Raw genomic sequence first — 22,674 nt, forward strand, 5'->3', positions numbered from 1 at the left:
AGAGAACCTAGACAACCGTGAGCTAACTCCTAATTGTTTGAGGAAGCGGGGTGGTAAGGTTGTGTTAGCTACAAAACAAAACGGTAGGAGGAGCGATTGTTTTCGCTAGTAGACGATCCTTGGATACTGGTGGTTGATACCGACGGGCACCAACGATTGGTGGGGATTCGACAGCTCTTTTCTGGCGACGTGAGCGCCATGGCAATCCAAGGTGATTCCCCAGCACAGAACTACGCAATCCTGCGTCTATTGCTGGCAATCTTCTGGCGAGCGCATGCGCCAGAGAGCAAGGTTCGTGCCGGTAGGACGTTTAGTTTCAGTGACTGGTTTGAGCGGACACGGAAGCGGCTTCAAACGACTGGGCGCGACGAAGCTGTCCTTCAATACCTTGCGGAGTACGAGGATCGCTTCGAGCTTATCGATTCCCCGACGCCATTCATGCAGGTGCCGGGATTGCACGTGAAGTCCGGGGAAGTTAAACACATCACAACAATTGTCCCGGAGGCACAAGAGGATTACTTCTCCATGCGTGCCGGTCAGCCGCGGGATACGCTTGAGTTTGCAGAAGCAGCGCGCTGGCTCATCTACGCCCAAGCGTTCGACTATTCCGGTATTAAAAGTGGGCTCGTTGGCGACTCTAGGGTCAAAGGTGGAAAAGGTTACCCAATTGGCACTGGGTGGACAGGGATGACCGGTGGAACCGTGGTTGTAGGCGATACCCTACTGGATACCCTCGTCCTTAACACCACTATCGACGCCCTGATTAATCCGGGCGACCGACCTGTGTGGGAACGAACTCCAGATGGGTCTGATTCGCGCGCAGCTGTTGGTGAACCACCAGGCCCACAAGGGCCGGCCGACCTGGCAACTTGGCAATCACGCAGGATTCGACTCCATGTAAATGAAGGTCGGGTAACCGGCGTTGTGCTGGGAAATGGAGACAAAATTCCGGAGGCTGGCGCCAACGTTTTGGATGATCCCATGACTCCGTACCGCTACTCAGCCAATAAATCGAAGAAGGGGCGCACTGTTTATTACCCGCGACCGTACGATACTCAGCGGACAATGTGGAAGGCTCTGGAACCGCTCATTGTTGCGGAGACCGATGGTGGCTTTAGCGGGAAAGAGAAGGCGCCAAAGCGTCCCATGAACTTAGATAACTTGGCTAATCTTTCCGACGAAGTCGACGGCATTCCTCAAGTGCTGAACATCGACCTCGTTTCGGTGGAGTACGGAAACCAGGCATCCTCAGTGGCGACGACTTTCGCTGCGCAGATGAATATGCCCACTATTTTGCTGATGAGGCAGTCAGCGCCGCTTCGTGCTGTGGTTCGGGATGCTGCTGCTCAAACGACAAAAGGTGCAGTGTCGCTGGGGCAGTTTGCTGGCAACCTGCTGGTTGCTGCGGGAGATGATTACCTATTTCGGCCGGAGCCTACCGACCGTGCACTGGCAGAGCTAGAACCACAATTCAATACGTGGCTCGAATCATTAGCGGCGCTGCCGGTGAGTGCTGCTAGAGCGGAACATGAATTAACAAAACCGTTCATTGAGCAATGGCAACAAACCGCCCGGCAACTCATTGATGAACATGCCCGAATTCTCCTACGCGGGGCTGGGCCAAAGTCCTTCGTTGGCAGGACCCTTGAGTCAGGTGGGGAAAACTCCAATAGCCAATTCGTATCTGCCGCAAGCTATTACCAGCTGCTGCAGCGTTCGTTGGACAAAGTGCTTCCTTTGACCGCAAAACAACGAGATAAGGCCAATGAAGGTGAAAGGAAAGAAGGGAAAGAATGATTGATGCAGCTAGTGATGCCGAACATGGTGTCAATGACAAACGGCATTTCACTCCAGACCTATTGAGAAATGCGGTAGGTGCGACTTGCCACCGACTACAAAATAACTACTTTTGCGACCCCAATTCTCGCGAACACCATTCCGCGCGCGCCGCGCTCGCGGAACTGCGGCGCCATGCCAGCTTAGACATCACTGGCGACGCACTCGCCTTGGCGAACGCGTTGTTCGTTATGGATGGGGAGTTTGCGAACAAACTAGCCGGAAAAGGCGATGATCCGACTGACTCAGAATATGCTGCATTCGTAGCGCTAACGCTATTTGGCATCCATATGCAGTCGGCGACATCACCCCAGCACATTCCCGGAACCAGCTTTGCTGCAGCTTGCGGGAAGCTCCATTCGCTGGAAATTTCTGACTCAATCAAACCACGTATTGACGCAATGCTGCTGGCCGGTAATGAAAAATCTCGGCTCGTTCATATTCGGTCACTCATCACTTTGTTACGCGGGCAAGATATTGGTCTTGACTACGGACTCCTAGCTCAAGACCTCCGTGCCCTTGCGGATCCAAGAAAGCGATCTGGCGTGCAGTTGAGGTGGGGGCGAGACTTCGCCAACGGCTACTTCATGGGCCGCACCACAAACAATAGTGCTACGTCAACACCTGAAAGCAACTAAGAAAGGTCACAACCATGTCCCTCGTCGTAGATATCCACGCACTGCACACCGTCCCACCTAGCCTGATTAATCGGGATGACACTGGATCGCCAAAAACTGCGATTTTCGGTGGTGTTCCACGTCAACGTGTTTCTTCCCAATCATGGAAGCGAGCAATCCGACAGTACTTCGAAACACAGGTCGGTGAAGACACCGTCGGTTTCCGATCACGGCGGCTTCCGGAAGCAATCATCAAGAAAACTCTCGAAATTGCGCCAGAAATCGACGAGGCAGGAGCAATTGAAATTCTCAGGCAATTGTTCAAAGTCACTGGTGCCAAAGATGGCATCAACTTGGCACCTCCAGAGAAACCAAAAAAGGGCCAGGAGGCTCAAAGCGAAGACGCAGATGAAAGCTCCAAGTATCCCACAACCGGAGCGTTGCTCTTCCTAAGCCCACACCAGATCGAACGTGCTGCACGAGGTATCGCCGAAAAGGCCGCTCTGAAGGCCGCTGGCGATGACAAAGGAAGCAAGTTCACTAAAGCGCAGGCCAAAGAAATACTAGATACCGAACATGCGATTGACATGGCAATGTTTGGCCGAATGCTTGCGGACGTTCCTGCCTACAACATTGATGCTTCGGTTCAAGTTGCACACGCTATTGGCGTTCATGAATCGCAGCCTGAATTCGACTATTACACCGCCGTAGACGATGTTGTAGAGGACAATGATGAAACTGGGGCCGCCATGATTGGCACTACTCAGATGATGTCTTCGACTCTGTACCGCTTTGCAACTGTCAACGTCGAAGCACTAGCGGAAAATCTTGGCAACAGGGAACTTGCATATGAATCGACAGCTAATTTCCTCTCTGCGTTCATCGAATCGATGCCGACTGGTAAGCAAAACACTTTCGCGAATAACACCCTGCCGGAACTGGTGTATATTGCAGTGCGAGACACCCGCTCGGTGTCACTAGTCAATGCCTTCGAAGAGGCGATTGAAGTGGAATCTGGAAGCCGCCGACGTGCAGCAGCAGAGGCTCTAGCTCGAGAAGAACGCGATGTGGAAGAAGTCTATGGAATGAAACCATTGGCGGGATTCATCATGGCGACCGGTGGGCTTGGCGAAAAGTTCCAGGGTTTGGCTGAAGCCGTCAATAAGCTGGAATTATCCGCCAAGCTCATCGCGGCATTGACCATGAAGGAATCGGAGTAGCTCATGGCTCATTCACTTCTACTGCTGCTCAAAGGGCCATTGCAGTCGTGGGGTGACGAATCGCGCTACACCACTCGGGCAACTGGCAACACACCAAGTAAATCAGGTGTCATTGGGATGCTTGCCGCCGCCCAAGGACGTCAACGCACCGATCCTATTGAAGACCTGGTGCAACTTGATTTCGCGGTTCGTGTCGACCAATCTGGTTCTCTTTTGAGCGACTACCAAACAGCGCAGCCATGGCAGAAGAACCCAAATGCCGCAGCACATCTAGTGACTCGGAATTTTCTGTCCGATGCAGCTTTTGTTGCGGCAATCGGTTCCGAAGACCGCGGATTGCTTGAAGGACTACAAGAACAACTGAAACATCCCGCATATCCGCTGTTTCTGGGGCGGCGTTCTTGCCCTGTGCCACCAAACCTGGACTTAGGGATTATTGATAAACCAGTAGTCGAGGCACTCCGCGAACACGATATATGGCATGCGACACTGACACACAAAAAGGAACGGTCCCGTCACGTTGAGCTGCCAATTTATCGGGACGGCAAACCGGGTGAGGTTGGTGTTCCCCGGCAAGATGTGCCGTTGTCTTTTGCCCAAGAACACCGCAAATACGGTTGGCGAACTGTAGTGAACGCTGGATCGAAAACTATACAAAATGATCTCGGCACTAACCGGGACCCGTTTTTTGAAACGGTGATATCTTCATGACGACATTCACCAAAATACTTATCAACCCGGCGCGTCGGCAGGGGCGGAAATATCTGACCAACCCACATGCACTTCATGCGGCAGTTCGGTATTCTTTCCCAGATGACATTGACCAAACCGGCCAAAGAATCTTATGGCGGTTGGACAAACGGGAACATGACCACATCCTGTACATTGTTGGCCCTGAAAAGCCGACTGCGACACATATCGTTGACGAAGCAGGGTGGGAAGTGCGTCCACAACAGACTGCAGACTACAATCGGTTTCTTTCGCAATTGCGAAAAGGCCAGAAATGGAATTTTGCTCTTACCGCAAACCCAACAAAAACGCTTAACCGGGGACGCGAACAGCGTGGCAAAGTTGTTGCGCATCTCAGCGCGGCAGAACAAATTAAATGGCTGCACAGAAAAGCTGAAGCAATGGGGGTGAGCTTTCAGGAAATCGAAAACAGTACTGCTCAAGTTGTCGAACGAAAGACCCTCGAATTCAGCAAATATCGGCCGGACGGGACTAAGGGGGCACGAGTTCACCTTGTTACCGTTCGATACGAGGGAACCCTTGAAGTGGTTAACGTGGACGAGCTGCGAACGACGCTAACCGGAGGGGTCGGCAGGGCAAAAGGATATGGCTGCGGCCTTTTGACACTAGCTCGTGGTGAGCAATAGCTATGGCGGACAAACCAAGTGCAACGCCACTCGATCGGCTGCTTCTATCGAGGATGGAAGACCGACTGTCGTTCCTCTATATTGAACGAGCCGTGGTGAATCGTGATGGAAACGCACTAACTATTCATGATTCTCGGGGCGTTGCACACGTGCCAGCCACCCAGTTGGCAGTGATCCTCCTTGGGCCCGGAACAAAAGTCACCTACGCGGCTATGGCGTTGTTGGGTGATGCTGGAACCTCCGCCGTTTGGGTCGGTGAAAAAGGCGTGCGTTATTACGCACATGGGCGTCCCGCAGCAAAAACTTCGCGCTTTGCCGAAGCGCATGCTCGGATTTGGGGGAATCAACGATCTCGACTGCGCTGTGCGCGGGCGATGTACAGTATGCGGTTTCCTGGGGAAGAAGTTTCCCAACTCACAATGGCCCAGCTTCGGGGACGGGAAGGAGCACGAATGAAGCGGCTTTACGCTGCGGAAGCCGAACGTACTGGAGTCGAATGGAACCGACGTTCCTATGACCCGAATGACTTTGATTCGGGAGATCCTATTAACAGGGCATTAACCGAGGCATCTGCCGCACTTTACGGAATTGCTCATGCAGTGATTGTGGGCTTGGGCTTTATCCCAGCATTAGGCATCGTGCACACAGGCACTGACCGAGCCTTCGTTTACGACATTGCAGACCTGTATAAAGCAGAGATCTCGGTTCCAGCAGCGTTTGAAGCGGTAGCTGCAGTCTCCCCAGATGACGAACTGAACGTGAGGAAAAGAGTGCGGGACAAAGTCGTTACTGCTCGCCTCATGCAACGTATGGTCCATGATCTTCAAGCATTGATGGAGATTCCAACAGAAGACTCTTATTCAGATGTTGAACTCTATCTTTGGAACGAACTTGAAGTAATTGCCGCTGGAGTGAACTGGGACACGAAAGACAGTGTGTTTTGATGATTGTCTTGAACGTGACCGCAGTACCCGAAGGGTTGCGGGGTGATTTGACCAAGTGGCTGATGGAAATTGCTCCGGGTGTTTTTGTCGGAAACCCCAGTGCTCGAATCCGAGACTTGCTGTGGGAAAGAACCATCGAGCTTTGCAAAGACGGGCGGGCGCTACTAGTCTACTCGGCTGCCAATGAGCAAGGGATGGAATTTCGAACGCATCGCCATAGCTGGGAACCGGCGGATTTTGATGGACTGTCACTAATCATTCGACCTGTTCGCGCTAGCAGCGGCCGGGCGTACCCCCGCAGAACTGGATGGTCGACTGCAAGACATTTGCGTCGGAACCGGAAATGATGGGGCGGATGCCTCAACGAGACTGATATCAAGTGGGAGATTTCCGCTCATTCACGTGATGCTAGATCCCTGAAGTCTCATTCGACCCCGCGCCCTCTTGGGACTTGAAATTGACTGTTCACCCAAGTTAAATGATCTAGTGGAGCTCGGCATACAAACTTGCACTTCAGCAAGTGTGTTCCCCGCGCAGGCGGGGATGAGCCCAAGCATGATAGGCACTTGCATTAGGCACCTGCGTGTTCCCCGCGCAGGCGGGGATGAGCCGGAACAGAGGGAGATGAGGGAAGCATTGCCGAAGTGTTCCCCGCGCAGGCGGGGATGAGCCGAAGCCCGCAAACATGGGTTCAACAACTACATCGTGTTCCCCGCGCAGGCGGGGATGAGCCCTATCCAGGATGGAGAGCTCATCGGTCCAGTGGGTGTTCCCCGCGCAGGCGGGGATGAGCCTAGAGAGTTGAACGCTTACCTGTTTCGGTCCAAGTGTTCCCCGCGCAGGCGGGGATGAGCCCGCTCCCACCCGTTTGATGCCGGTCTAGATTGCGTGTTCCCCGCGCAGGCGGGGATGAGCCCACGTCGCGCGCCTGCGAGCCGCCGAACTGTGTGTGTTCCCCGCGCAGGCGGGGATGAGCCGCTGCCGGCATTGAAGAGCTGACCGTCGACGCCGTGTTCCCCGCGCAGGCGGGGATGAGCCGGCGGGCTGCGGCGCGACTGCATTCGAAAGATAGTGTTCCCCGCGCAGGCGGGGATGAGCCCTTGACCGGCTCCGGCGGCTCTTATGCGCTGGCGTGTTCCCCGCGCAGGCGGGGATGAGCCCTGACTATCAATGACATGTGGCACCGTGAGCAAGTGTTCCCCGCGCAGGCGGGGATGAGCCCGATTCCGCAGCAGATGCTGTATGCCAAGGCTGGTGTTCCCCGCGCAGGCGGGGATGAGCCCGGCCTGTGTGGCCTTTTTTGATTTGCGGTTATCGCGGTCGAGTGTTCCCCGCGCAGGCGGGGATGAGCCCCTTGAGATGATGCGCCGCATTGAGCAGACCCTGTGTTCCCCGCGCAGGCGGGGATGAGCCCTCGGCCATCACGTCGCGCCGGTAGTGCGCCTCGTGTTCCCCGCGCAGGCGGGGATGAGCCCACAGTTCTCGACGCACGCTTCGACATGGCGGGGTGTTCCCCGCGCAGGCGGGGATGAGCCGAAATCGAAGAACGCGTCCGCGCCAATCTCCACGTGTTCCCCGCGCAGGCGGGGATGAGCCGGGCGTGGGCAAGGACGGCGCGGTCATCGGCGTGTGTTCCCCGCGCAGGCGGGGATGAGCCCTGCAGCTCGAACGGATTAAGGCGACCGCGACAGTGTTCCCCGCGCAGGCGGGGATGAGCCCGCGGCAAACGTGGCAAACGCAAGCCCTTGCCGGTGTTCCCCGCGCAGGCGGGGATGAGCCGGGCGAACGCCTCAGATTGTGGTGGTATCAGCCGTGTTCCCCGCGCAGGCGGGGATGAGCCGGCGATTACCAGAACGGTGGCAGTCAAAAATAAGTGTTCCCCGCGCAGGCGGGGATGAGCCCCTAGCGACACTCGACCGGCGTGCACTGAATCGGTGTTCCCCGCGCAGGCGGGGATGAGCCAGCCCTGCAGAACCTGCAGATGCAGGCCAACGCCGTGTTCCCCGCGCAGGCGGGGATGAGCCCTAATCGAGCCGACAGAATTTCGGATTTTGCCCGTGTTCCCCGCGCAGGCGGGGATGAGCCGCGCGACCGGATTCGCTGGACGTTCAGACTGTAGTGTTCCCCGCGCAGGCGGGGATGAGCCGCGGCTCGAAGAGATTCTTGCCGACGTGAGGGCGTGTTCCCCGCGCAGGCGGGGATGAGCCGTCTGACGTGGCTAAAGCGAAGGTCAGTTCTGTGTGTTCCCCGCGCAGGCGGGGATGAGCCGTTCATAGCTTGCCGTGTGGAAGATACGGGGGTGTGTTCCCCGCGCAGGCGGGGATGAGCCGAAACCTGCCGCGCAGCCGGCAGCACCGACTCCGTGTTCCCCGCGCAGGCGGGGATGAGCCCAATGACCTACTTCCGAATCCAGCCAGCAGACCGTGTTCCCCGCGCAGGCGGGGATGAGCCCCAGAGGGCAAGCCGACATTGGTGCCAGAGTCCGGTGTTCCCCGCGCAGGCGGGGATGAGCCGCGGCGTCGGCCATAGACACACTGGTGCCCGTAAGTGTTCCCCGCGCAGGCGGGGATGAGCCCCCACCGGCGACTACTGGGCAGACGGAGACAGCGTGTTCCCCGCGCAGGCGGGGATGAGCCCGCCTGCTAGACACGGGTGAGATGTGGCAGCTAGTGTTCCCCGCGCAGGCGGGGATGAGCCCGCGCCTTCCGGCGTACCACGTTTCGACTTTGAGTGTTCCCCGCGCAGGCGGGGATGAGCCGCCACTGGCCGTGTAATTCCGCTGCTGTATGGGGTGTTCCCCGCGCAGGCGGGGATGAGCCCGTGTCGAAGAAGCGGGAAAACGTCGACAGGTCGTGTTCCCCGCGCAGGCGGGGATGAGCCGAATTGGAATGACCCGAAGATGGGTGGACTTGGGTGTTCCCCGCGCAGGCGGGGATGAGCCGTGGTTCGCCACCGCGTTAGTGATGGCCACCGAGTGTTCCCCGCGCAGGCGGGGATGAGCCCAATCAGCAAATAGTCGTCATCATCGGCGACATGTGTTCCCCGCGCAGGCGGGGATGAGCCGGCCACGTCCCTCTGATTTCTTTCCTCGATGTTGTGTTCCCCGCGCAGGCGGGGATGAGCCGCCCGAGTCTGCCCACCAGACGTGGCGCACGTCGTGTTCCCCGCGCAGGCGGGGATGAGCCCCAGGTTGTGGAGCCACTTGGCGGCAAGCTTGTGTGTTCCCCGCGCAGGCGGGGATGAGCCCTGCACGGCTTCCAGGTGGGTGTTGGTGTTCAGGTGTTCCCCGCGCAGGCGGGGATGAGCCGCTACCTGATGTGACAGAGCGGGCAGTGATGGCGTGTTCCCCGCGCAGGCGGGGATGAGCCCAAGCCACGCATTGTGGTCAACGGCGCATTTTTGTGTTCCCCGCGCAGGCGGGGATGAGCCCATCATTGCCATTGCTGCCGCTGCCACGGCACTGTGTTCCCCGCGCAGGCGGGGATGAGCCGGTCAGAACCTGTCACTAGTCGACGGCGTGGCAGTGTTCCCCGCGCAGGCGGGGATGAGCCCCAGATTGGCGCGGCGAGCTCCTCGGGGCTTGGGTGTTCCCCGCGCAGGCGGGGATGAGCCCTACTCCCGCTCGCTGGGGCCGCAGTCGGTCGGGTGTTCCCCGCGCAGGCGGGGATGAGCCCAGCAGCTGCTCGGTAATCCAGGATGCGACGAAGTGTTCCCCGCGCAGGCGGGGATGAGCCCCAGATTGGCGCGGCGAGCTCTTCGGGGCTCGGGTGTTCCCCGCGCAGGCGGGGATGAGCCCAGCAGCTGCTCGGTAATCCAGGATGCGACGAAGTGTTCCCCGCGCAGGCGGGGATGAGCCCCAGATTGGCGCGGCGAGCTCTTCGGGGCTCGGGTGTTCCCCGCGCAGGCGGGGATGAGCCCACGGCGCGTGCTTTAAACAGTGCGTGTTCTGCGTGTTCCCCGCGCAGGCGGGGATGAGCCGTGCACCCCACACAGAAACCAGTCCCACTACTGGTGTTCCCCGCGCAGGCGGGGATGAGCCGTGGGCTCGCGAAGTGGTGGAGCCTGCAGCGCAGTGTTCCCCGCGCAGGCGGGGATGAGCCGGAGTGCCAGGCGGTCAGCGGAGCGGATGCGGGGGTGTTCCCCGCGCAGGCGGGGATGAGCCCCAATTCCCGTTGCCCGAGGGAGCAAGAATTTTGTGTTCCCCGCGCAGGCGGGGATGAGCCCTCGTACCTAGAGCCGCTAACCCTCACGATTTCGTGTTCCCCGCGCAGGCGGGGATGAGCCGGCGCAGCGGCAGGTGACATCGGAACCATCCGCGTGTTCCCCGCGCAGGCGGGGATGAGCCCGGACTATTTGACTGGCTCTACCTTGTCTCAAGGTGTTCCCCGCGCAGGCGGGGATGAGCCGTCCACAAAATCACCAGTCAGAGTGTCTGTGCGGTGTTCCCCGCGCAGGCGGGGATGAGCCCTGCGATTTATCCGCCTTCCCCTCCATCGAGGAGTGTTCCCCGCGCAGGCGGGGATGAGCCCGCCGCGTACCATTTGCCGTCGTCGGCTTTGAGGTGTTCCCCGCGCAGGCGGGGATGAGCCTTGTGGGCGACGCAGCAGTCTGTGAACCGGCACGTGTTCCCCGCGCAGGCGGGGATGAGCCGCAGTGGGCAGAATACCCATTCCGTGAAACCTTGTGTTCCCCGCGCAGGCGGGGATGAGCCCAAACCGGACAACAGGTCGTAGATTGTGGCATCGTGTTCCCCGCGCAGGCGGGGATGAGCCCTGCTCGGCATCATCACCCATCTAGGGGCTCGTGTGTTCCCCGCGCAGGCGGGGATGAGCCGTGGTGGCGCAGGGAGTGAAAGTTGACATGGTCGTGTTCCCCGCGCAGGCGGGGATGAGCCGGAGCAAAAATGCTAGATGTCATTTTATTTTTGGTGTTCCCCGCGCAGGCGGGGATGAGCCGGAAGATGAGGACTAAGGAATGCCAAACAAGGCAGTGTTCCCCGCGCAGGCGGGGATGAGCCGCCGACGGCAGCAAGCCCGAAGCTCATGGAGCCGTGTTCCCCGCGCAGGCGGGGATGAGCCGCTGTAGTGTATGCGTGTGACGAAGGTCATACTGTGTTCCCCGCGCAGGCGGGGATGAGCCCCTTCGCGCCCTGCGCGCCCGCTGTATGCGGCTGTGTTCCCCGCGCAGGCGGGGATGAGCCTCATGAAAATGCCTCCTCGGCGGTCTGGAAGGTGTGTTCCCCGCGCAGGCGGGGATGAGCCCCGGCTGCATTGAGCTGAGTTTGCATTACTTTTGTGTTCCCCGCGCAGGCGGGGATGAGCCCGTTCTCACCGACAAGCACCGCCTGCGACACCAGTGTTCCCCGCGCAGGCGGGGATGAGCCCCCCATCATGGACACCAGCTACAGAAGCCGCCTGGTGTTCCCCGCGCAGGCGGGGATGAGCCTTCCGTCGAATCTCGCTGCCCATGTCTTGATGAGTGTTCCCCGCGCAGGCGGGGATGAGCCCCTCCGGAATATGCTTGCGGTCGCGCACCTCGCGTGTTCCCCGCGCAGGCGGGGATGAGCCGCGCTAGGGGAATTGGGGCCGGTGTATGTGTCTGTGTTCCCCGCGCAGGCGGGGATGAGCCCTGACATGAACCCCGAACCGGAAGGAACCCCCGGTGTTCCCCGCGCAGGCGGGGATGAGCCCGCCGCCATGGCGTCGATGACTCCAGACCAGATGTGTTCCCCGCGCAGGCGGGGATGAGCCCGGTCTGTGGAACGGCATGAAGGGCGCTTTTGAGTGTTCCCCGCGCAGGCGGGGATGAGCCCGTCATCACCGTCAGATCCATCTTCGTCTGCTGGTGTTCCCCGCGCAGGCGGGGATGAGCCGGGCGACGATAGCGCCGCCCAGAATGTTTTCCAGTGTTCCCCGCGCAGGCGGGGATGAGCCCCGTCCAGCACAAGCTGCGACAGTAATTGCCCAGTGTTCCCCGCGCAGGCGGGGATGAGCCCGGTCATATGGTCGCTGGTGATGATGACCTTGCGTGTTCCCCGCGCAGGCGGGGATGAGCCCAATGCTTGCTGCCAACGCTGCTCTTCACGGCCGTGTTCCCCGCGCAGGCGGGGATGAGCCGCTGCGCCATAATCTGCGCCGCATCAACCTGGTGTGTTCCCCGCGCAGGCGGGGATGAGCCCCGTTTTAGTCACCCCGCGCCACACATCATCTGGTGTTCCCCGCGCAGGCGGGGATGAGCCGACATGCGGGAAGTCGAGTTTGTCCGTCTACGGGTGTTCCCCGCGCAGGCGGGGATGAGCCAGCATCCGAAGGGCGAGGAGCTTTCGCGCGTGCGAGTGTTCCCCGCGCAGGCGGGGATGAGCCCTCGAACCCGAACAGCTAGACAAGATGATTGCCGTGTTCCCCGCGCAGGCGGGGATGAGCCGGCACCACATGTTCAGCGTCATCGAACTGCCCCGTGTTCCCCGCGCAGGCGGGGATGAGCCCTTGGCGAAGTTCCTGGGCGTTTCCGAGGGTGAGTGTTCCCCGCGCAGGCGGGGACGAGCCCCACCGGCAACCCGAACACTCACCCTTGAAAGGAGTGTTCCCCGCGTAGGCGGGGATGAGCCCGATGTCCCATTGCTCCAAGGTTGCCCGCCCACTATTCTTTTGCGATCCCGAGAATCCGTCGTTTTGCGGCCTCGATTTGATTCTCAATATGCAGCTACGTAGGGGTGGTAGCTGCACTATTCACGCCCATTCGGTTCAGCGCTTCGCCTAGGTCTAGGAAGCACGAGATCGCCTGCGCGCAGCTAAGAAAATTACCGTCAATTTGCTCGCCACACACCCAACAGCCAAAGCTTCACCTCAGCTGCAAAATAAGCATTTTCGAACACACCTGCTAAACTCGCACCTATGCAGCGCTGGGTTCTTCATATCGACATGGACGCCTTCTTCGCGTCCGTCGAACAGCTCACCCGGCCCACCCTCCGCGGTCGCCCCGTCCTCGTCGGCGGCACCACCGGCCGCGGCGTCGTTGCCGGCGCCTCCTATGAAGCCCGCGTCTTCGGCTGCCATTCCGCTCAACCAATGTCGCAGGCCAAAGCGCTGCTGCCATGGAACGGGGTCGTAGTCGCCGGACGTCACCGCGTCTACCGCGCCGCCTCCCGTCGCGTCTTCGCGCACATCCGCGCCCGCGTCCCCGTCATCGAACAGCTCTCCATCGACGAAGCGTTCATGGAACCGGAAGAACTCCGCGGCGCCACCCCCGATGACGTCACCGCCTGGGCGAACACTCTCCGCGCCGAAATCCGCGACCAATTCGGCCTACCATCATCCATCGGCGCCGGCAGCGGTAAACAATTCGCCAAAATCGCCTCCGGCCTGGCCAAACCCGACGGCACCCACGTCATCCCGCACGAAGACCAACAAGCCATGCTCGGCCCGCTGCCGGTCCGCGAACTGTGGGGCATCGGCCCGGTCTCCGGCACCCGCCTGAAAGCGATGGGCGTCGACACCATCGCCGATTTCGCCGCCATGGACCCGCGCGATGTGGAAGTCGCCCTCGGCCGCACCATCGGCCCGACCCTGCAAGCCCTCGCCCAGGGCCACGACGACCGCCCGGTGCACGAGCGCGCCGAACGCAAACAAATCAGCGCCGAACACACCTACCCCGAAGACCTCACCGACTCCGCGCAGGTCACCGCCGCAGTTCGCCGCGCCGCCGCCGAGGCGCACCGCCGATTGCTTAGCGACGGAAGGGCCGCCCGCACCACCACCGTCAAAGTGAAAATGGCGGACTTCCGGCAAATCACACGCTCGGCAACCCTGTCCTACGCCACCGACGATTTTGATGTCCTGCTGGCCACGGCGCGCCGCGTCACACCTAGCTATCGCGACACTGGCCCCGTCCGCCTTATCGGAGTCGGATTCTCTGGGCTGGAAGAAGCCCGCCAAGGCGCCATGTTCCCCGACTTGGAATTAGCCAGCTTGCACATTAATTCCGCTGCTACCGAGCTGGATGAAGATATTGAAACTGGGGTGCTCAACGCTCCCGTCACTAAGCCCGGCGATGCTGCGCCGGACACCGCTGACGCCCTGCCGACGGCGCGTAAACGCCGCGGGGCGGGGGAGTGGCGCCAAACCCAAGACGTTGTCCATCCGGAATTCGGGCACGGCTGGATCCAGGGCGCTGGACACGGCGTGGTGTCGGTGCGGTTTGAGACCCGCAGCACCGGGCCAGGCCGCACCCGCACTTTTGATGTTGACGACCCGCAGCTTCAGCCCGGTGACCCACTCGACAGCCTCGACTGGGACCTCACTGACGAAGAACGCGGCTAAACCAGCTCAGCTAGAACAGCTCCGTCAGCGGTGTGCCGGTCGCAATCGACGCGGCCAACACCATTCGTGCCTGTGGGGCGCGCAGATCCTGCGACAACACCGCCCCCTTGCGCAGCAAAATACCGCCGCCACCAGCACCACCATAAGCGCTGCTCGTTGGGCCAAATGGCACCCGGGTCGACACGACAATCGGCACACCAGCATCCAGCGCCCGCTCCACCGCGTCGGCCATGGCGATGCCAACGTTGCCGGAGCCCATTGCCTCAATCACCACGCCCTGCGCGCCCGCAGCAATCGCCGCATCCAGCGCGCCGCCATCAGCGCCCGGGTAGGCAGTAATAATGTCCACCCGCGTGCCCGCCAAGGACGCACCCGCGAGCGGCCGCACCGCTGACCGCCGCGGCGCAGCCACCGTCGACCCGAAGGCCTTCTCCGCCTCCGTATGGGTTTTCACCACCCCGCGCGCCGGCAGCACCTCGTGGCCAAAGACCACCAGCGGCCCAGCGCCGCGCGCCGACTCATCCATCGCCACCAGCAGCGCTTCGAAAATATTCTCCGGACCATCGGCCTGCGGGTGGTCAGAGGCATGAATCGCGCCGGTCAGAATCACTGGCCGCTCATCATCGACCGCCAAGTCCAGCGCCATTGCGGTTTCCTCCAGCGCGTCGGTGCCGTGGGTGATCAGCACTCCGTCGACCTTCGGGTCGGCCAATGCGTCATGAAGCGCCGATAAAATGAGGTCAATATCACTAAAGGTCAATGAGGAACTATCCAGCAGCGCAATATCGCGCACATCGACGGACAGTGAACCGGGTGCGAAGCGGGAAACAACCGGGTCAACCAACATGCGTCCGGTGAGGTTAGGCACCAAATGACCATCCGCGTCGGTGGTGCAGGCGATGGTGCCGCCGGTGGTCAAAACCACAAAATGTGCTGCCGAAGTAGCCGGTGGGGAAGCGCTCTCAGATGCGAACATGGCTACCAGCGTAATTCAAGCCACCATGGAAACCGTGTAGCATTTATCAGGTAGAAATCCATGCGAGGGAGAAGATTAGTGAAGCTCACCCGGACCATCGCTGCTGGCGCATTTGCTGCCGCACTGACCATGACCCTGACTGCCTGCGGCAGCGACGACGCCGACACCACCGGCGGCCAGAGCAGCAGTAGCTCCACCACCAGCACGTCCCAGGCAGCACAACTGCCGACCGCCGCTGACCTGAACGCCATCCTGGCAACCGCCGTCGACCCAGCGGCCTCCAAGGAAGAAAAGGTCAAAACCGTTGAAGGTGGGGAACAAGCCCCAGAGCTTTTTGACGTTTTGGCTAAGTCGAAAGCAGAATCCGGCGCGGAATTTGAGGTCGTCAACCCAGTTCTGCCTGGCTACGAGCCAGATTCTGTTCTAGCGACCGTCAAGTTCAACCTGCCAGACGGCACTGAGCAGCTCTTCGACGACGTGAAGTTCGTTAACGAAGGTGGCGACTGGAAACTGTCCCAGCTCTTCGCCTGCACCTTGGTCAGCAATGTGGCACCAGCGGAACTGCCAAAGTCCTGTGAAGCAGTGGGCGTGACCCCAGCTCCAGCACCGGGCGGCGAAGCGCCAGCACCAGCACCGGCTCCGGGCGGCGCTGAAGCACCAGCTCCAGCCCCAGCACCGGCTGGCTAAACCCAGCTAGCTCCGGCTAGCCCCACCGAATGGCGCGGTGAGTGTGCTGCTCAACAGCAGTATCACTCTTATCCGCGCCATATTTGATCGTCGTCACATAATCCAACGCGCCGCTCGTCGGCAGCGGCTGCGACAAATCCACTGACAACGTACCCAGCTGCACCTGCGTCTTAGTCGACTGCACCTTCAACTGGCCCGGAGTAGCCGCACCTTCATCGGCACCAAAATCCAATGCCTGCTGTGACGGGGTCTGCTCAACCGCCACATCCAAATCCAGCTTGTCGCCATCTCGGCCAGCCAAGGTGTACGTCAACTTCTGCAGGACTGGGGTGCCACCATCAACACGGTTTTCCACCGTCCACTTCGCCCCGACACCAACCGGTTCATCTGGGAAAATCACCGGGGTCTGCAACACCAACAACAGTGCCCGCTCCACCGACGCGCGTGCCGTTTCCGACGCTATTGTTGGCGCCGCGAAATCGGTTTCCACCGCTCGGCCCTGGCTATCGGCAGGCACCGTCACCAGGAAACCTTCCGCCGTTTCAATATCGGACTGCAACTCCGACACCGAACCAGAAGGCTTACCCAACTCGTAATGGCGCTGCTCATCGTCAATGGTGGCGGTCAGCGGCAACGTCATCGTGTTATCTTCCGGCGCGCTGTCTTGCCCCGGCGCGGTCTGCGCGAAACCCTGCGTCACCGTCAACGTGGCAGCCTGCTGGATGTCGTCGCTGAGGGAATATCGCAGTTCCTGCCGGTCACCAGTGCCTGGATCCACTACTCGAACCGCTGGGCCTTCCAAGGACACAGTCGCAGGTTCTTCCACACTGGCGCCGCCTACGGAGCAACCAGTCAGGGCCAAAGATGCCGCGAACACAGCTGCGGCAAGGGAACGAAGTTGACGAATCATCACGCCTTTAGGCTACCTGGCTGGAAACCGCAGGCCACGATCGACAATGATGGACATGTGACTATGCCCCCAACCGCAACCCCCAACCGCCGGAAATCGAAGGCCGGCCTTCTGGCGCTGATTGCCATCGCCACCATTGTCATTGACCAAATCAGCAAAATCACTGCCATCAATGCACTCGACTCCGGACGAGTCATCGACGTCCTCGGCAGCTGGCTGACCTTCCGACTGGTGCGCAACCCGGGCGCCGCTTTCTCCATGGGCGTGGACGTCACCTGGTTGTTCACCACCATCCAACTGGTGTTTGTGCTCGGTGTTGTGGCGTACACCTTCTGGGCGCGCAAAGTGACTGACACCGTCACCGCAGTGTCCCTTGGATTGCTGGCCGGGGGAGCAGCCGGCAACCTCACCGACCGCCTGCTGCGCGAGCCAGGTTTCTACCATGGCCATGTCATTGACTTCATTGCGGTGGATGGTTTCGCCATTTTCAATCTCGCGGACTGCGCCATCAGCGTTGGTGTGGCCATTTTGGCGGCATGGATTATCTTCGGCCCACAGGAAGCCCCACAGTCCACTCCGCAGGAGGTCGATGCTGATGCGTGAGTCTCGCGTGTTGCACGTTCCCCCAGGACTGGTAGGCATGCGAGTGGACGCTGGCGTCGCTAAGCTCACTGGCTTGTCCCGCACCATCGTCGCGGACCTTGCCGCCGCCGGGGACATCACTATTGACGGGCGGACTGTCGGCAAATCCGAACGCCTCACCGATGGCGCATGGCTGGAAGTGCTGCTGCCAGAACCGGACCGGCCGCTGGAGCCAGTGGTCGAAGAGGTCGAAGGCATGGACATTTTGTACTCCGACCAGGACATCATTGTGGTGAATAAACCGGTGGGTGTCGCCGCGCACCCAACTGTGGGGTGGGAAGGGCCGTCGGTGGTAGGCGGATTGGCTGCCGCAGGTTTCCGCATTTCGACTTCCGGGCCGCCGGAACGCAAAGGGATTGTGCAGCGCCTGGATGTCGGAACTTCCGGGGCGATGGTGGTGGCAGCTTCCGAACGTGCCTACACCATTTTGAAGCAGGCTTTCCGCGACCGGGAAGTGGAGAAAACCTACCACGCGCTGGTGCAAGGCCACCCGGATCCGCTGCAGGGGACGATTGAAGCGCCGATTGGTCGGCACCCGTCGGCTGGGTGGCGGTTCGCGGTGACGTCCGACGGTAAACCCGCCGTCACTCACTATGAAACGCTGGAGGCTTTCGCCCCCGCCACGCTGATTAAAGTGCGCCTGGAAACCGGCCGCACGCACCAGATTCGCGTGCACTTCAGTTCGCTGAACCATCCGTGCGTTGGCGACCCGATGTACGGTTCGGACCCAGAGTTAGGCAAGCGCCTGGGGCTGAATCGGCAGTGGCTGCATGCGGTTGGCGTGGGTTTTACGCACCCAGCTGATGGCCGCTGGTTCACTATTGAAAGTCCGTACCCGAAGGACCTGCAGCACGCGTTGGACGTGCTGCGCGCACACCACTAGTTACCCTCCCCGAGCAGATAGGCACCCTGGCACACCATGAGCTCTAAACGCGTCGAACGTTCCCGCAGCTCCCGGCACCGCGCCGCCGACACCACCCGCCGCGACGGCATCCACCCAGGTTTCGCCATCGCCTCGCTGCTGTGCGTAGTCGCGCTCATCGCTGTGGTGTTTGCGCTGTCTGGCTCCGACCGGATGGCCAAACCCATGGCCATCAATGGGGATCAGTTAGGTCCAGATTTCGACGAAAACCTCGGTGCGTACGCCCTGCGCGCAAAAGAAACGCTTGATGACGCACAGGTCAACCATCCTGAGCAGCAACGCTGGGCGCTCGTCAGTTTCACCCCACCCGCCAGCATTGATACCGCTGCCGCCGCCGTCAGCGACATTGACGGGCTCCGCGTCGCGCAAGTATTGATGGGCCCAGCTGCCGCAGTTGGCGTGCCCGAACCTACCGGTTCGGAAAGCCGCGCGGATGTCTTCACACGGGTTCGTGAACTCACCGGACCGATGGCCGGGTTCGAACCGAACTCGCCAGAACTCGACTTCACCGGACTGGTGGTCTACGGCAATGCGGACCAGCTGGTGCAGATTGCCGAGCGCAAAGAAATCTTCGCCGTCGAAGCCCTGCCTACCGATGCGCGCGCCGGGCATTTCGGGGTGCAGCCGCTGGTTGACCCAGAAGAGCGGTAACAGCGTTAGGGTAGAGCAGTGATTTACGCGATCCTCGCTTACCTGCTCTGGGGCGCATTCCCGGCATTTTTCCCGCTGCTTGAACCTGCAGCACCGCTGGAAATTTTGGCGCACCGTTTCGTCTGGACGCTCGGCTTTATGGTGCTGGTCCTCACCGTCACCCGCCATTGGCGACCCCTGCGCGAAGCATCACTGCGCACTTGGGGTTGGGTCGCTCTCGCCGGGTTTTTCATCTCCGGTAACTGGGGCATCTACGTCTACACCGTCAACACCGGCCACGTCGCCGAAGCGGCACTCGGTTACTTCATTAACCCCATCGTCTCGGTCGCATTAGGTGTGCTCTTCCTGAAAGAGCGACTCAGCCCACTGCAGACCCTGTCCGTTGGGATCGCTTTCCTCGGTGTCCTGGTCCTCACCATTACCTTGGGCACACCGCCACTGTTGGCCCTCGGGTTGGCTTTCTCCTTCGGGTTCTACGGACTGATTAAAAAGCGCGTCCCACTCACATCCACGGAATCGCTCACCGCCGAAACAATCGTCATCTTCCCAATCGCCGCCGCCTACCTGCTATTTCTATCCAGCCAAGGCGAATCCACCTTCACCGAGTTCGGGTGGCAGCACACAGCCTTGCTCATGACCGCCGGTGTCGTCACCGCCACACCATTGCTCTTTTTCGGCAAAGGTGTCAAAGAAGTGCCGCTCGCTGCCATCGGCATGTTGCAGTACATGACCCCAACCATGCAGATGCTCTGGGCAGTGTTCGTCACCAAAGAAGACATCAGTACGGCGCGCTGGGTCGGATTCATCATCATTTGGGTATCCGTCGCCATCTTCATGACCGACATTGCCCTGCGCGCTCGGCACCGCGCTCACATCAAGAAAAGCCGCCGCGTGTAGTCGTTGAGGAACATGCCCGCCGGATCGGCCAGCTCGCGCGCTGCCACGTAATCGTCAAAAAGCGGGTAGGCCTGCTGCAAATCCGCAAACCTTAACGTATGCAGCTTGCCCCAATGCGGCCGACCACCGGCAGCCCGCAGAATCGGCTCCAGCAGCGCAAAGTACTCCCGGAAACTGCTGCCGTACCACTGGTGCACCGCAATGTAGGCACTATCGCGGTCGTAGGCAGTGGACAGCGGCACATCGTCAGCCTTGGCGGAGCGAATCTCCAGCGGGAAGGAAATCTGCAGGCCAGAAGCATCAATTGCCCGGCGAATCTCCGCGAGCACCGTCGGCAACTGCGCCAGCGGCACCGCATACTCCATCTCATTGAAACGCACCCGCCGCGGCGACACGAACACCTTATGCGGGTAGTCCACGTAGGTGCGCTCGGCGACGAACTTATTCGCCAACCGGTTGATATGCGGAATCGCCGCCGGAATGCGTCGGCCCAGTCGGCACACCAGCCCATGCACGCCATTATTAATCAGCTCTTCATCAATGAAGTTCTGCATCGGACCAATGGGCTGACGCAACACATCAGCGCTAGCGGCCTGGTCCAACGGCAGGCGAGTATTGTGCTTGACCAGCGCCACATCGGTGTGCGGGAACCAGTAAAACTCCAGATGGTCAGCGGTTTGGCAGCGCTCCGGGAACGTGTCCGCAATCTCCGCGAAAGGCACCGGCCGCTCATCAGCCACCAGCAAATACGCCGGGACCGTCGCCAAGGTAATCTCGGTCAGCACGCCAAAGGTGCCGAGCGATAGCCGCGCCAAATGAAACGTTTCCGCATTTTCGGTTGGTGAATACGTGCGAGCCACCCCATCGGCCCCCACCATCCGGAAACTCCGCAGCATGCCACAAAAACCAGTGAAACCCAGCCCCGTGCCATGCGTGCCCGTCGACACCGCACCAGCCACCGCCTGCGGATCAACATCACCCTGATTCGCCAACGCCACGCCATGCGGCCGCAGCAACGCCGGGATGTCCCGCAGCCGCGTCCCCGCCTTCAGCGTCACCTCACCTTTGAGCTTATTGACGTTCACCAGCCCGGCGTGATGGTCCAAATTCAGCTGGATACCGTCGGTCACAGCAGCTGGAGTGAAGGAATGTCCCGCCCCGACCACCCGCAGCGCAGTATTCGTGTCGGCGGCGCGAGTGACAGCAGCGCTGATAGCAGCCTCGGAATCCGGCTGCAGAAACTCCGACGGGGTGGCAGTGTACTGCCGGGACCAGGTGGACCAGGAATGTGGGGCAGTGGCAGCGCGCTTGGTGCGAGTGCGGGTGCGCAGAGTCATGACAATTCAATCCCTTCGCCGCGGTAGGTCGGCCATTGGTCGATGAGGGTGCCGCCGGAAAAGACGTGCACCTGGTTAGTGAATTCGAAACCTTCACCAGCTTTGGTGTGCCGGAACCACACGTGATCGCCGATCGAAAGGTCATTTGCGGCGGCGCCAAGCAGCGGGGTTTGTACCTCGCCGGGGCCTTCATCGCGGGCGAACTTCAACCCAGCCGGGAACACCGGTGTTGGAAGCCGGTCTGGATTGGCAGGTCCGGAAGCAATCCGGCCGCCGCCATAGACGGTGGCTACATCCCGCGCTGGGATCCGCAGCACTGGCAGCACAAACCACTGCGCTGGGCGGGCCTGAAAACTGGTGTAGGTATCAAATAGCGGCGCCGACAAAATACCGGAACCGGCAGCAATTTCCGTGACAGCATCTTCGGCAGCGGTGGACTCAATGGAACCAGTGCCGCCGCCGTTGACGAAGCGCAGCGGCGGTTTCTCATGTGCCCGCAGCAATGCTTCGACACCAGTGACGAGCGCGGCGCGGCGCTCGGCAACATCTTTGCGGGATGCCTTTTGCATGGTGCGGATCACTGCGGCGCGGGCGGAAGCACCAGCATCGCCAACACCGGCGATCTGCGATTCATAACCCATCACGCCGACAAGCTGCAGATACGGTCGGCGCACTAAGGCACTGACTAGCCGGGCGACATCGGACATGGTGCGCACTGGGGAACGCAGCGCTCCGAAGCGGGCGCCAGAAAAGCTGTAGGCGCAGTCAATATCGAGGCAAACCTGCACCGATGGCAACGGTTCGCCGGAGCTTTCCGAATACGCCGCCGTGACCTGCTCGCCAATGAGATCGAGGTGCGCCACGCTGTCGACCATCACGGTAATCGCGGCGCGCGCTGCGGCATTGCTCACCAGTTTCTGCAGCGCAGAACGGGTGACCGTGGGGTAGGCGACAACAATATCGTCGGAGACGCCTTCGGCGTGCAACCAGAGCGCTTCATCCAAAGTGGCGGCCATCAGCCCGGTGACGGAGTCGTGGCCCAATACGTCAATAAGCAGGTTCTTTAGCCGTACTGATTTCGTGGCGATGCGCAGTGGTTTGCCGGCGGCGCGGTCGATGAGGTCGTGGAGGTTGGCGCGGGCACGGTCGAGGTCAATGACGTTGAACGGCGCGTCGAGGTGCGCGGTCGCGGCACGCAGTTCGGCGGAAGGCGCAGGGTTAACAACAGCAGAGTTCACAATGATCCTCGTGACGAAAAGGGCGATTTTTTGTCACGATAGTGCGCAATGGTTCTGAATTAGTTAGTTTTCCGAAAACATTTCGGTGTGGGGCGGGGAAATG

General features: G+C 60.5%; 17 protein-coding genes and 1 CRISPR repeat array. Of the genes, 13 read left to right on the forward strand and 4 right to left on the reverse strand.

Translation table 11 applies throughout. The features are described 5' to 3' along the window. The first annotated feature begins 96 nt into the window (after window positions 1-96). From casA to A3EC_RS0107900, 8 genes are all read left to right on the forward strand, one after another. Complete coding sequence (casA, locus tag A3EC_RS0107870; protein ID WP_026162317.1) at window positions 97-1,797, forward strand: type I-E CRISPR-associated protein Cse1/CasA; 1,701 nt, start codon at window positions 97-99, stop codon at window positions 1,795-1,797. Continuing rightward, on the forward strand, window positions 1,794-2,474 hold the full coding sequence (gene casB / locus A3EC_RS0107875) for a type I-E CRISPR-associated protein Cse2/CasB (RefSeq protein WP_018024637.1): 681 nt from the start codon (window positions 1,794-1,796) through the stop codon (window positions 2,472-2,474). The genes casA and casB overlap by 4 nt, the downstream gene beginning before the upstream one ends. Before the next feature lie 14 nt (window positions 2,475-2,488). Then, on the forward strand, window positions 2,489-3,673 hold the full coding sequence (gene cas7e, locus A3EC_RS0107880) for a type I-E CRISPR-associated protein Cas7/Cse4/CasC (protein WP_018024638.1): 1,185 nt from the start codon (window positions 2,489-2,491) through the stop codon (window positions 3,671-3,673). A 3-nt stretch (window positions 3,674-3,676) separates the two neighbouring features. Further along, window positions 3,677-4,384, forward strand: a complete 708-nt coding sequence (gene cas5e, locus A3EC_RS0107885) for a type I-E CRISPR-associated protein Cas5/CasD (RefSeq protein WP_018024639.1) — start codon at window positions 3,677-3,679, stop codon at window positions 4,382-4,384. Beyond that, window positions 4,381-5,049: a type I-E CRISPR-associated protein Cas6/Cse3/CasE gene (gene cas6e, locus A3EC_RS0107890; protein WP_026162319.1), complete on the forward strand. Its 669-nt coding sequence runs from the start codon at window positions 4,381-4,383 to the stop codon at window positions 5,047-5,049. Before cas5e ends, cas6e begins: the two co-directional genes overlap by 4 nt. 53 nt (window positions 5,050-5,102) lie before the next feature. Continuing rightward, the gene (gene cas1e, locus A3EC_RS0107895) at window positions 5,103-5,993 is read left to right on the forward strand and encodes a type I-E CRISPR-associated endonuclease Cas1e (RefSeq protein WP_425386773.1); all 891 of its coding nucleotides are present in this window, start codon (window positions 5,103-5,105) and stop codon (window positions 5,991-5,993) included. Next, window positions 5,993-6,340, forward strand: coding sequence for a type I-E CRISPR-associated endoribonuclease Cas2e (gene cas2e, locus A3EC_RS12510; RefSeq protein WP_051061028.1), 348 nt, complete (start codon window positions 5,993-5,995; stop codon window positions 6,338-6,340). Before cas1e ends, cas2e begins: the two co-directional genes overlap by 1 nt. A gap of 175 nt (window positions 6,341-6,515) precedes the next feature. After that, window positions 6,516-12,600: a CRISPR direct-repeat array (repeat unit 28 nt; unit sequence GTGTTCCCCGCGCAGGCGGGGATGAGCC). A 286-nt stretch (window positions 12,601-12,886) separates the two neighbouring features. Then, window positions 12,887-14,311 (forward strand): DNA polymerase IV, encoded by a 1,425-nt coding sequence (locus A3EC_RS0107900; RefSeq protein WP_018024644.1) that lies wholly within the window; start codon window positions 12,887-12,889, stop codon window positions 14,309-14,311. Window positions 14,312-14,321: 10 nt separating this feature from the next. Here A3EC_RS0107900 and A3EC_RS0107905 read toward each other — a convergent pair whose 3' ends face one another. Continuing rightward, complete coding sequence (locus A3EC_RS0107905; RefSeq protein WP_018024645.1) at window positions 14,322-15,287, reverse strand: asparaginase; 966 nt, start codon at window positions 15,285-15,287, stop codon at window positions 14,322-14,324. Between the two features lie 78 nt (window positions 15,288-15,365). On the opposite strand from A3EC_RS0107905, the gene A3EC_RS0107910 reads away from it, so the two are divergent. Further along, a complete protein-coding gene (locus A3EC_RS0107910) occupies window positions 15,366-15,974 on the forward strand; it encodes a WKL family lipoprotein (protein ID WP_018024646.1) in 609 nt (202 codons plus the stop codon). A 16-nt stretch (window positions 15,975-15,990) separates the two neighbouring features. On the opposite strand, the gene A3EC_RS12515 is transcribed toward A3EC_RS0107910, so the two are convergent. Next, window positions 15,991-16,884 (reverse strand): DUF6263 family protein, encoded by an 894-nt coding sequence (locus A3EC_RS12515; RefSeq protein WP_018024647.1) that lies wholly within the window; start codon window positions 16,882-16,884, stop codon window positions 15,991-15,993. 63 nt (window positions 16,885-16,947) lie between these two features. Between A3EC_RS12515 and lspA the strand changes: the two genes are divergently transcribed. The 4 genes from lspA to rarD are packed head-to-tail and all read left to right on the forward strand — an operon-like array spanning window position 16,948 to window position 19,996. Then, window positions 16,948-17,487, forward strand: a complete 540-nt coding sequence (gene lspA / locus A3EC_RS0107920) for a signal peptidase II (RefSeq protein WP_040428277.1) — start codon at window positions 16,948-16,950, stop codon at window positions 17,485-17,487. Then, window positions 17,480-18,409 carry an RluA family pseudouridine synthase gene (locus tag A3EC_RS0107925; protein ID WP_026162322.1) on the forward strand — a complete coding sequence of 310 codons (930 nt, stop codon included), beginning with the start codon at window positions 17,480-17,482 and terminating at the stop codon, window positions 18,407-18,409. Before lspA ends, A3EC_RS0107925 begins: the two co-directional genes overlap by 8 nt. A 36-nt stretch (window positions 18,410-18,445) precedes the next feature. Next, window positions 18,446-19,099, forward strand: coding sequence for a hypothetical protein (locus A3EC_RS0107930; RefSeq protein WP_018024650.1), 654 nt, complete (start codon window positions 18,446-18,448; stop codon window positions 19,097-19,099). Between the two features lie 18 nt (window positions 19,100-19,117). Next, entirely contained in the window at window positions 19,118-19,996 is an 879-nt protein-coding gene (gene rarD / locus A3EC_RS0107935; RefSeq protein WP_018024651.1) for an EamA family transporter RarD, read from the forward strand. Here rarD and A3EC_RS0107940 read toward each other — a convergent pair. Together A3EC_RS0107940 and A3EC_RS0107945 are read right to left on the reverse strand one after the other, a co-directional pair. Continuing rightward, window positions 19,969-21,333, reverse strand: coding sequence for a D-arabinono-1,4-lactone oxidase (locus A3EC_RS0107940; RefSeq protein WP_018024652.1), 1,365 nt, complete (start codon window positions 21,331-21,333; stop codon window positions 19,969-19,971). The two genes, rarD and A3EC_RS0107940, sit on opposite strands and share 28 nt — an antisense overlap. Then, window positions 21,330-22,571 carry an alanine racemase gene (locus tag A3EC_RS0107945; protein WP_018024653.1) on the reverse strand — a complete coding sequence of 414 codons (1,242 nt, stop codon included), beginning with the start codon at window positions 22,569-22,571 and terminating at the stop codon, window positions 21,330-21,332. The genes A3EC_RS0107940 and A3EC_RS0107945 overlap by 4 nt, the downstream gene beginning before the upstream one ends. Window positions 22,572-22,674: the final 103 nt, after the last annotated feature.

This window comes from Corynebacterium ulceribovis DSM 45146 (genome assembly GCF_000372445.1).
Classification (GTDB): Bacteria; Actinomycetota; Actinomycetes; order Mycobacteriales; family Mycobacteriaceae; genus Corynebacterium; species Corynebacterium ulceribovis.

Excerpts from the sequence above, each read along its gene's own strand:
- casB (WP_018024637.1), top strand. The coding sequence starts at position 1,794 with ATGATTGATGCAGCTAGTGATGCCGAACATGGTGTCAATGACAAACGG.
- cas7e (WP_018024638.1), top strand. The coding sequence starts at position 2,489 with ATGTCCCTCGTCGTAGATATCCACGCACTGCACACCGTCCCACCTAGC.
- A3EC_RS0107940 (WP_018024652.1), bottom strand. The coding sequence starts at position 21,333 with ATGACTCTGCGCACCCGCACTCGCACCAAGCGCGCTGCCACTGCCCCA.
- cas6e (WP_026162319.1), top strand. The coding sequence starts at position 4,381 with ATGACGACATTCACCAAAATACTTATCAACCCGGCGCGTCGGCAGGGG.
- A3EC_RS0107930 (WP_018024650.1), top strand. The coding sequence starts at position 18,446 with ATGAGCTCTAAACGCGTCGAACGTTCCCGCAGCTCCCGGCACCGCGCC.
- A3EC_RS0107905 (WP_018024645.1), bottom strand. The coding sequence starts at position 15,287 with ATGTTCGCATCTGAGAGCGCTTCCCCACCGGCTACTTCGGCAGCACAT.
- lspA (WP_040428277.1), top strand. The coding sequence starts at position 16,948 with ATGCCCCCAACCGCAACCCCCAACCGCCGGAAATCGAAGGCCGGCCTT.
- cas2e (WP_051061028.1), top strand. The coding sequence starts at position 5,993 with ATGATTGTCTTGAACGTGACCGCAGTACCCGAAGGGTTGCGGGGTGAT.
- cas5e (WP_018024639.1), top strand. The coding sequence starts at position 3,677 with ATGGCTCATTCACTTCTACTGCTGCTCAAAGGGCCATTGCAGTCGTGG.
- A3EC_RS0107925 (WP_026162322.1), top strand. The coding sequence starts at position 17,480 with ATGCGTGAGTCTCGCGTGTTGCACGTTCCCCCAGGACTGGTAGGCATG.
- cas1e (WP_425386773.1), top strand. The coding sequence starts at position 5,103 with ATGGAAGACCGACTGTCGTTCCTCTATATTGAACGAGCCGTGGTGAAT.
- A3EC_RS0107900 (WP_018024644.1), top strand. The coding sequence starts at position 12,887 with ATGCAGCGCTGGGTTCTTCATATCGACATGGACGCCTTCTTCGCGTCC.
- A3EC_RS12515 (WP_018024647.1), bottom strand. The coding sequence starts at position 16,884 with ATGATTCGTCAACTTCGTTCCCTTGCCGCAGCTGTGTTCGCGGCATCT.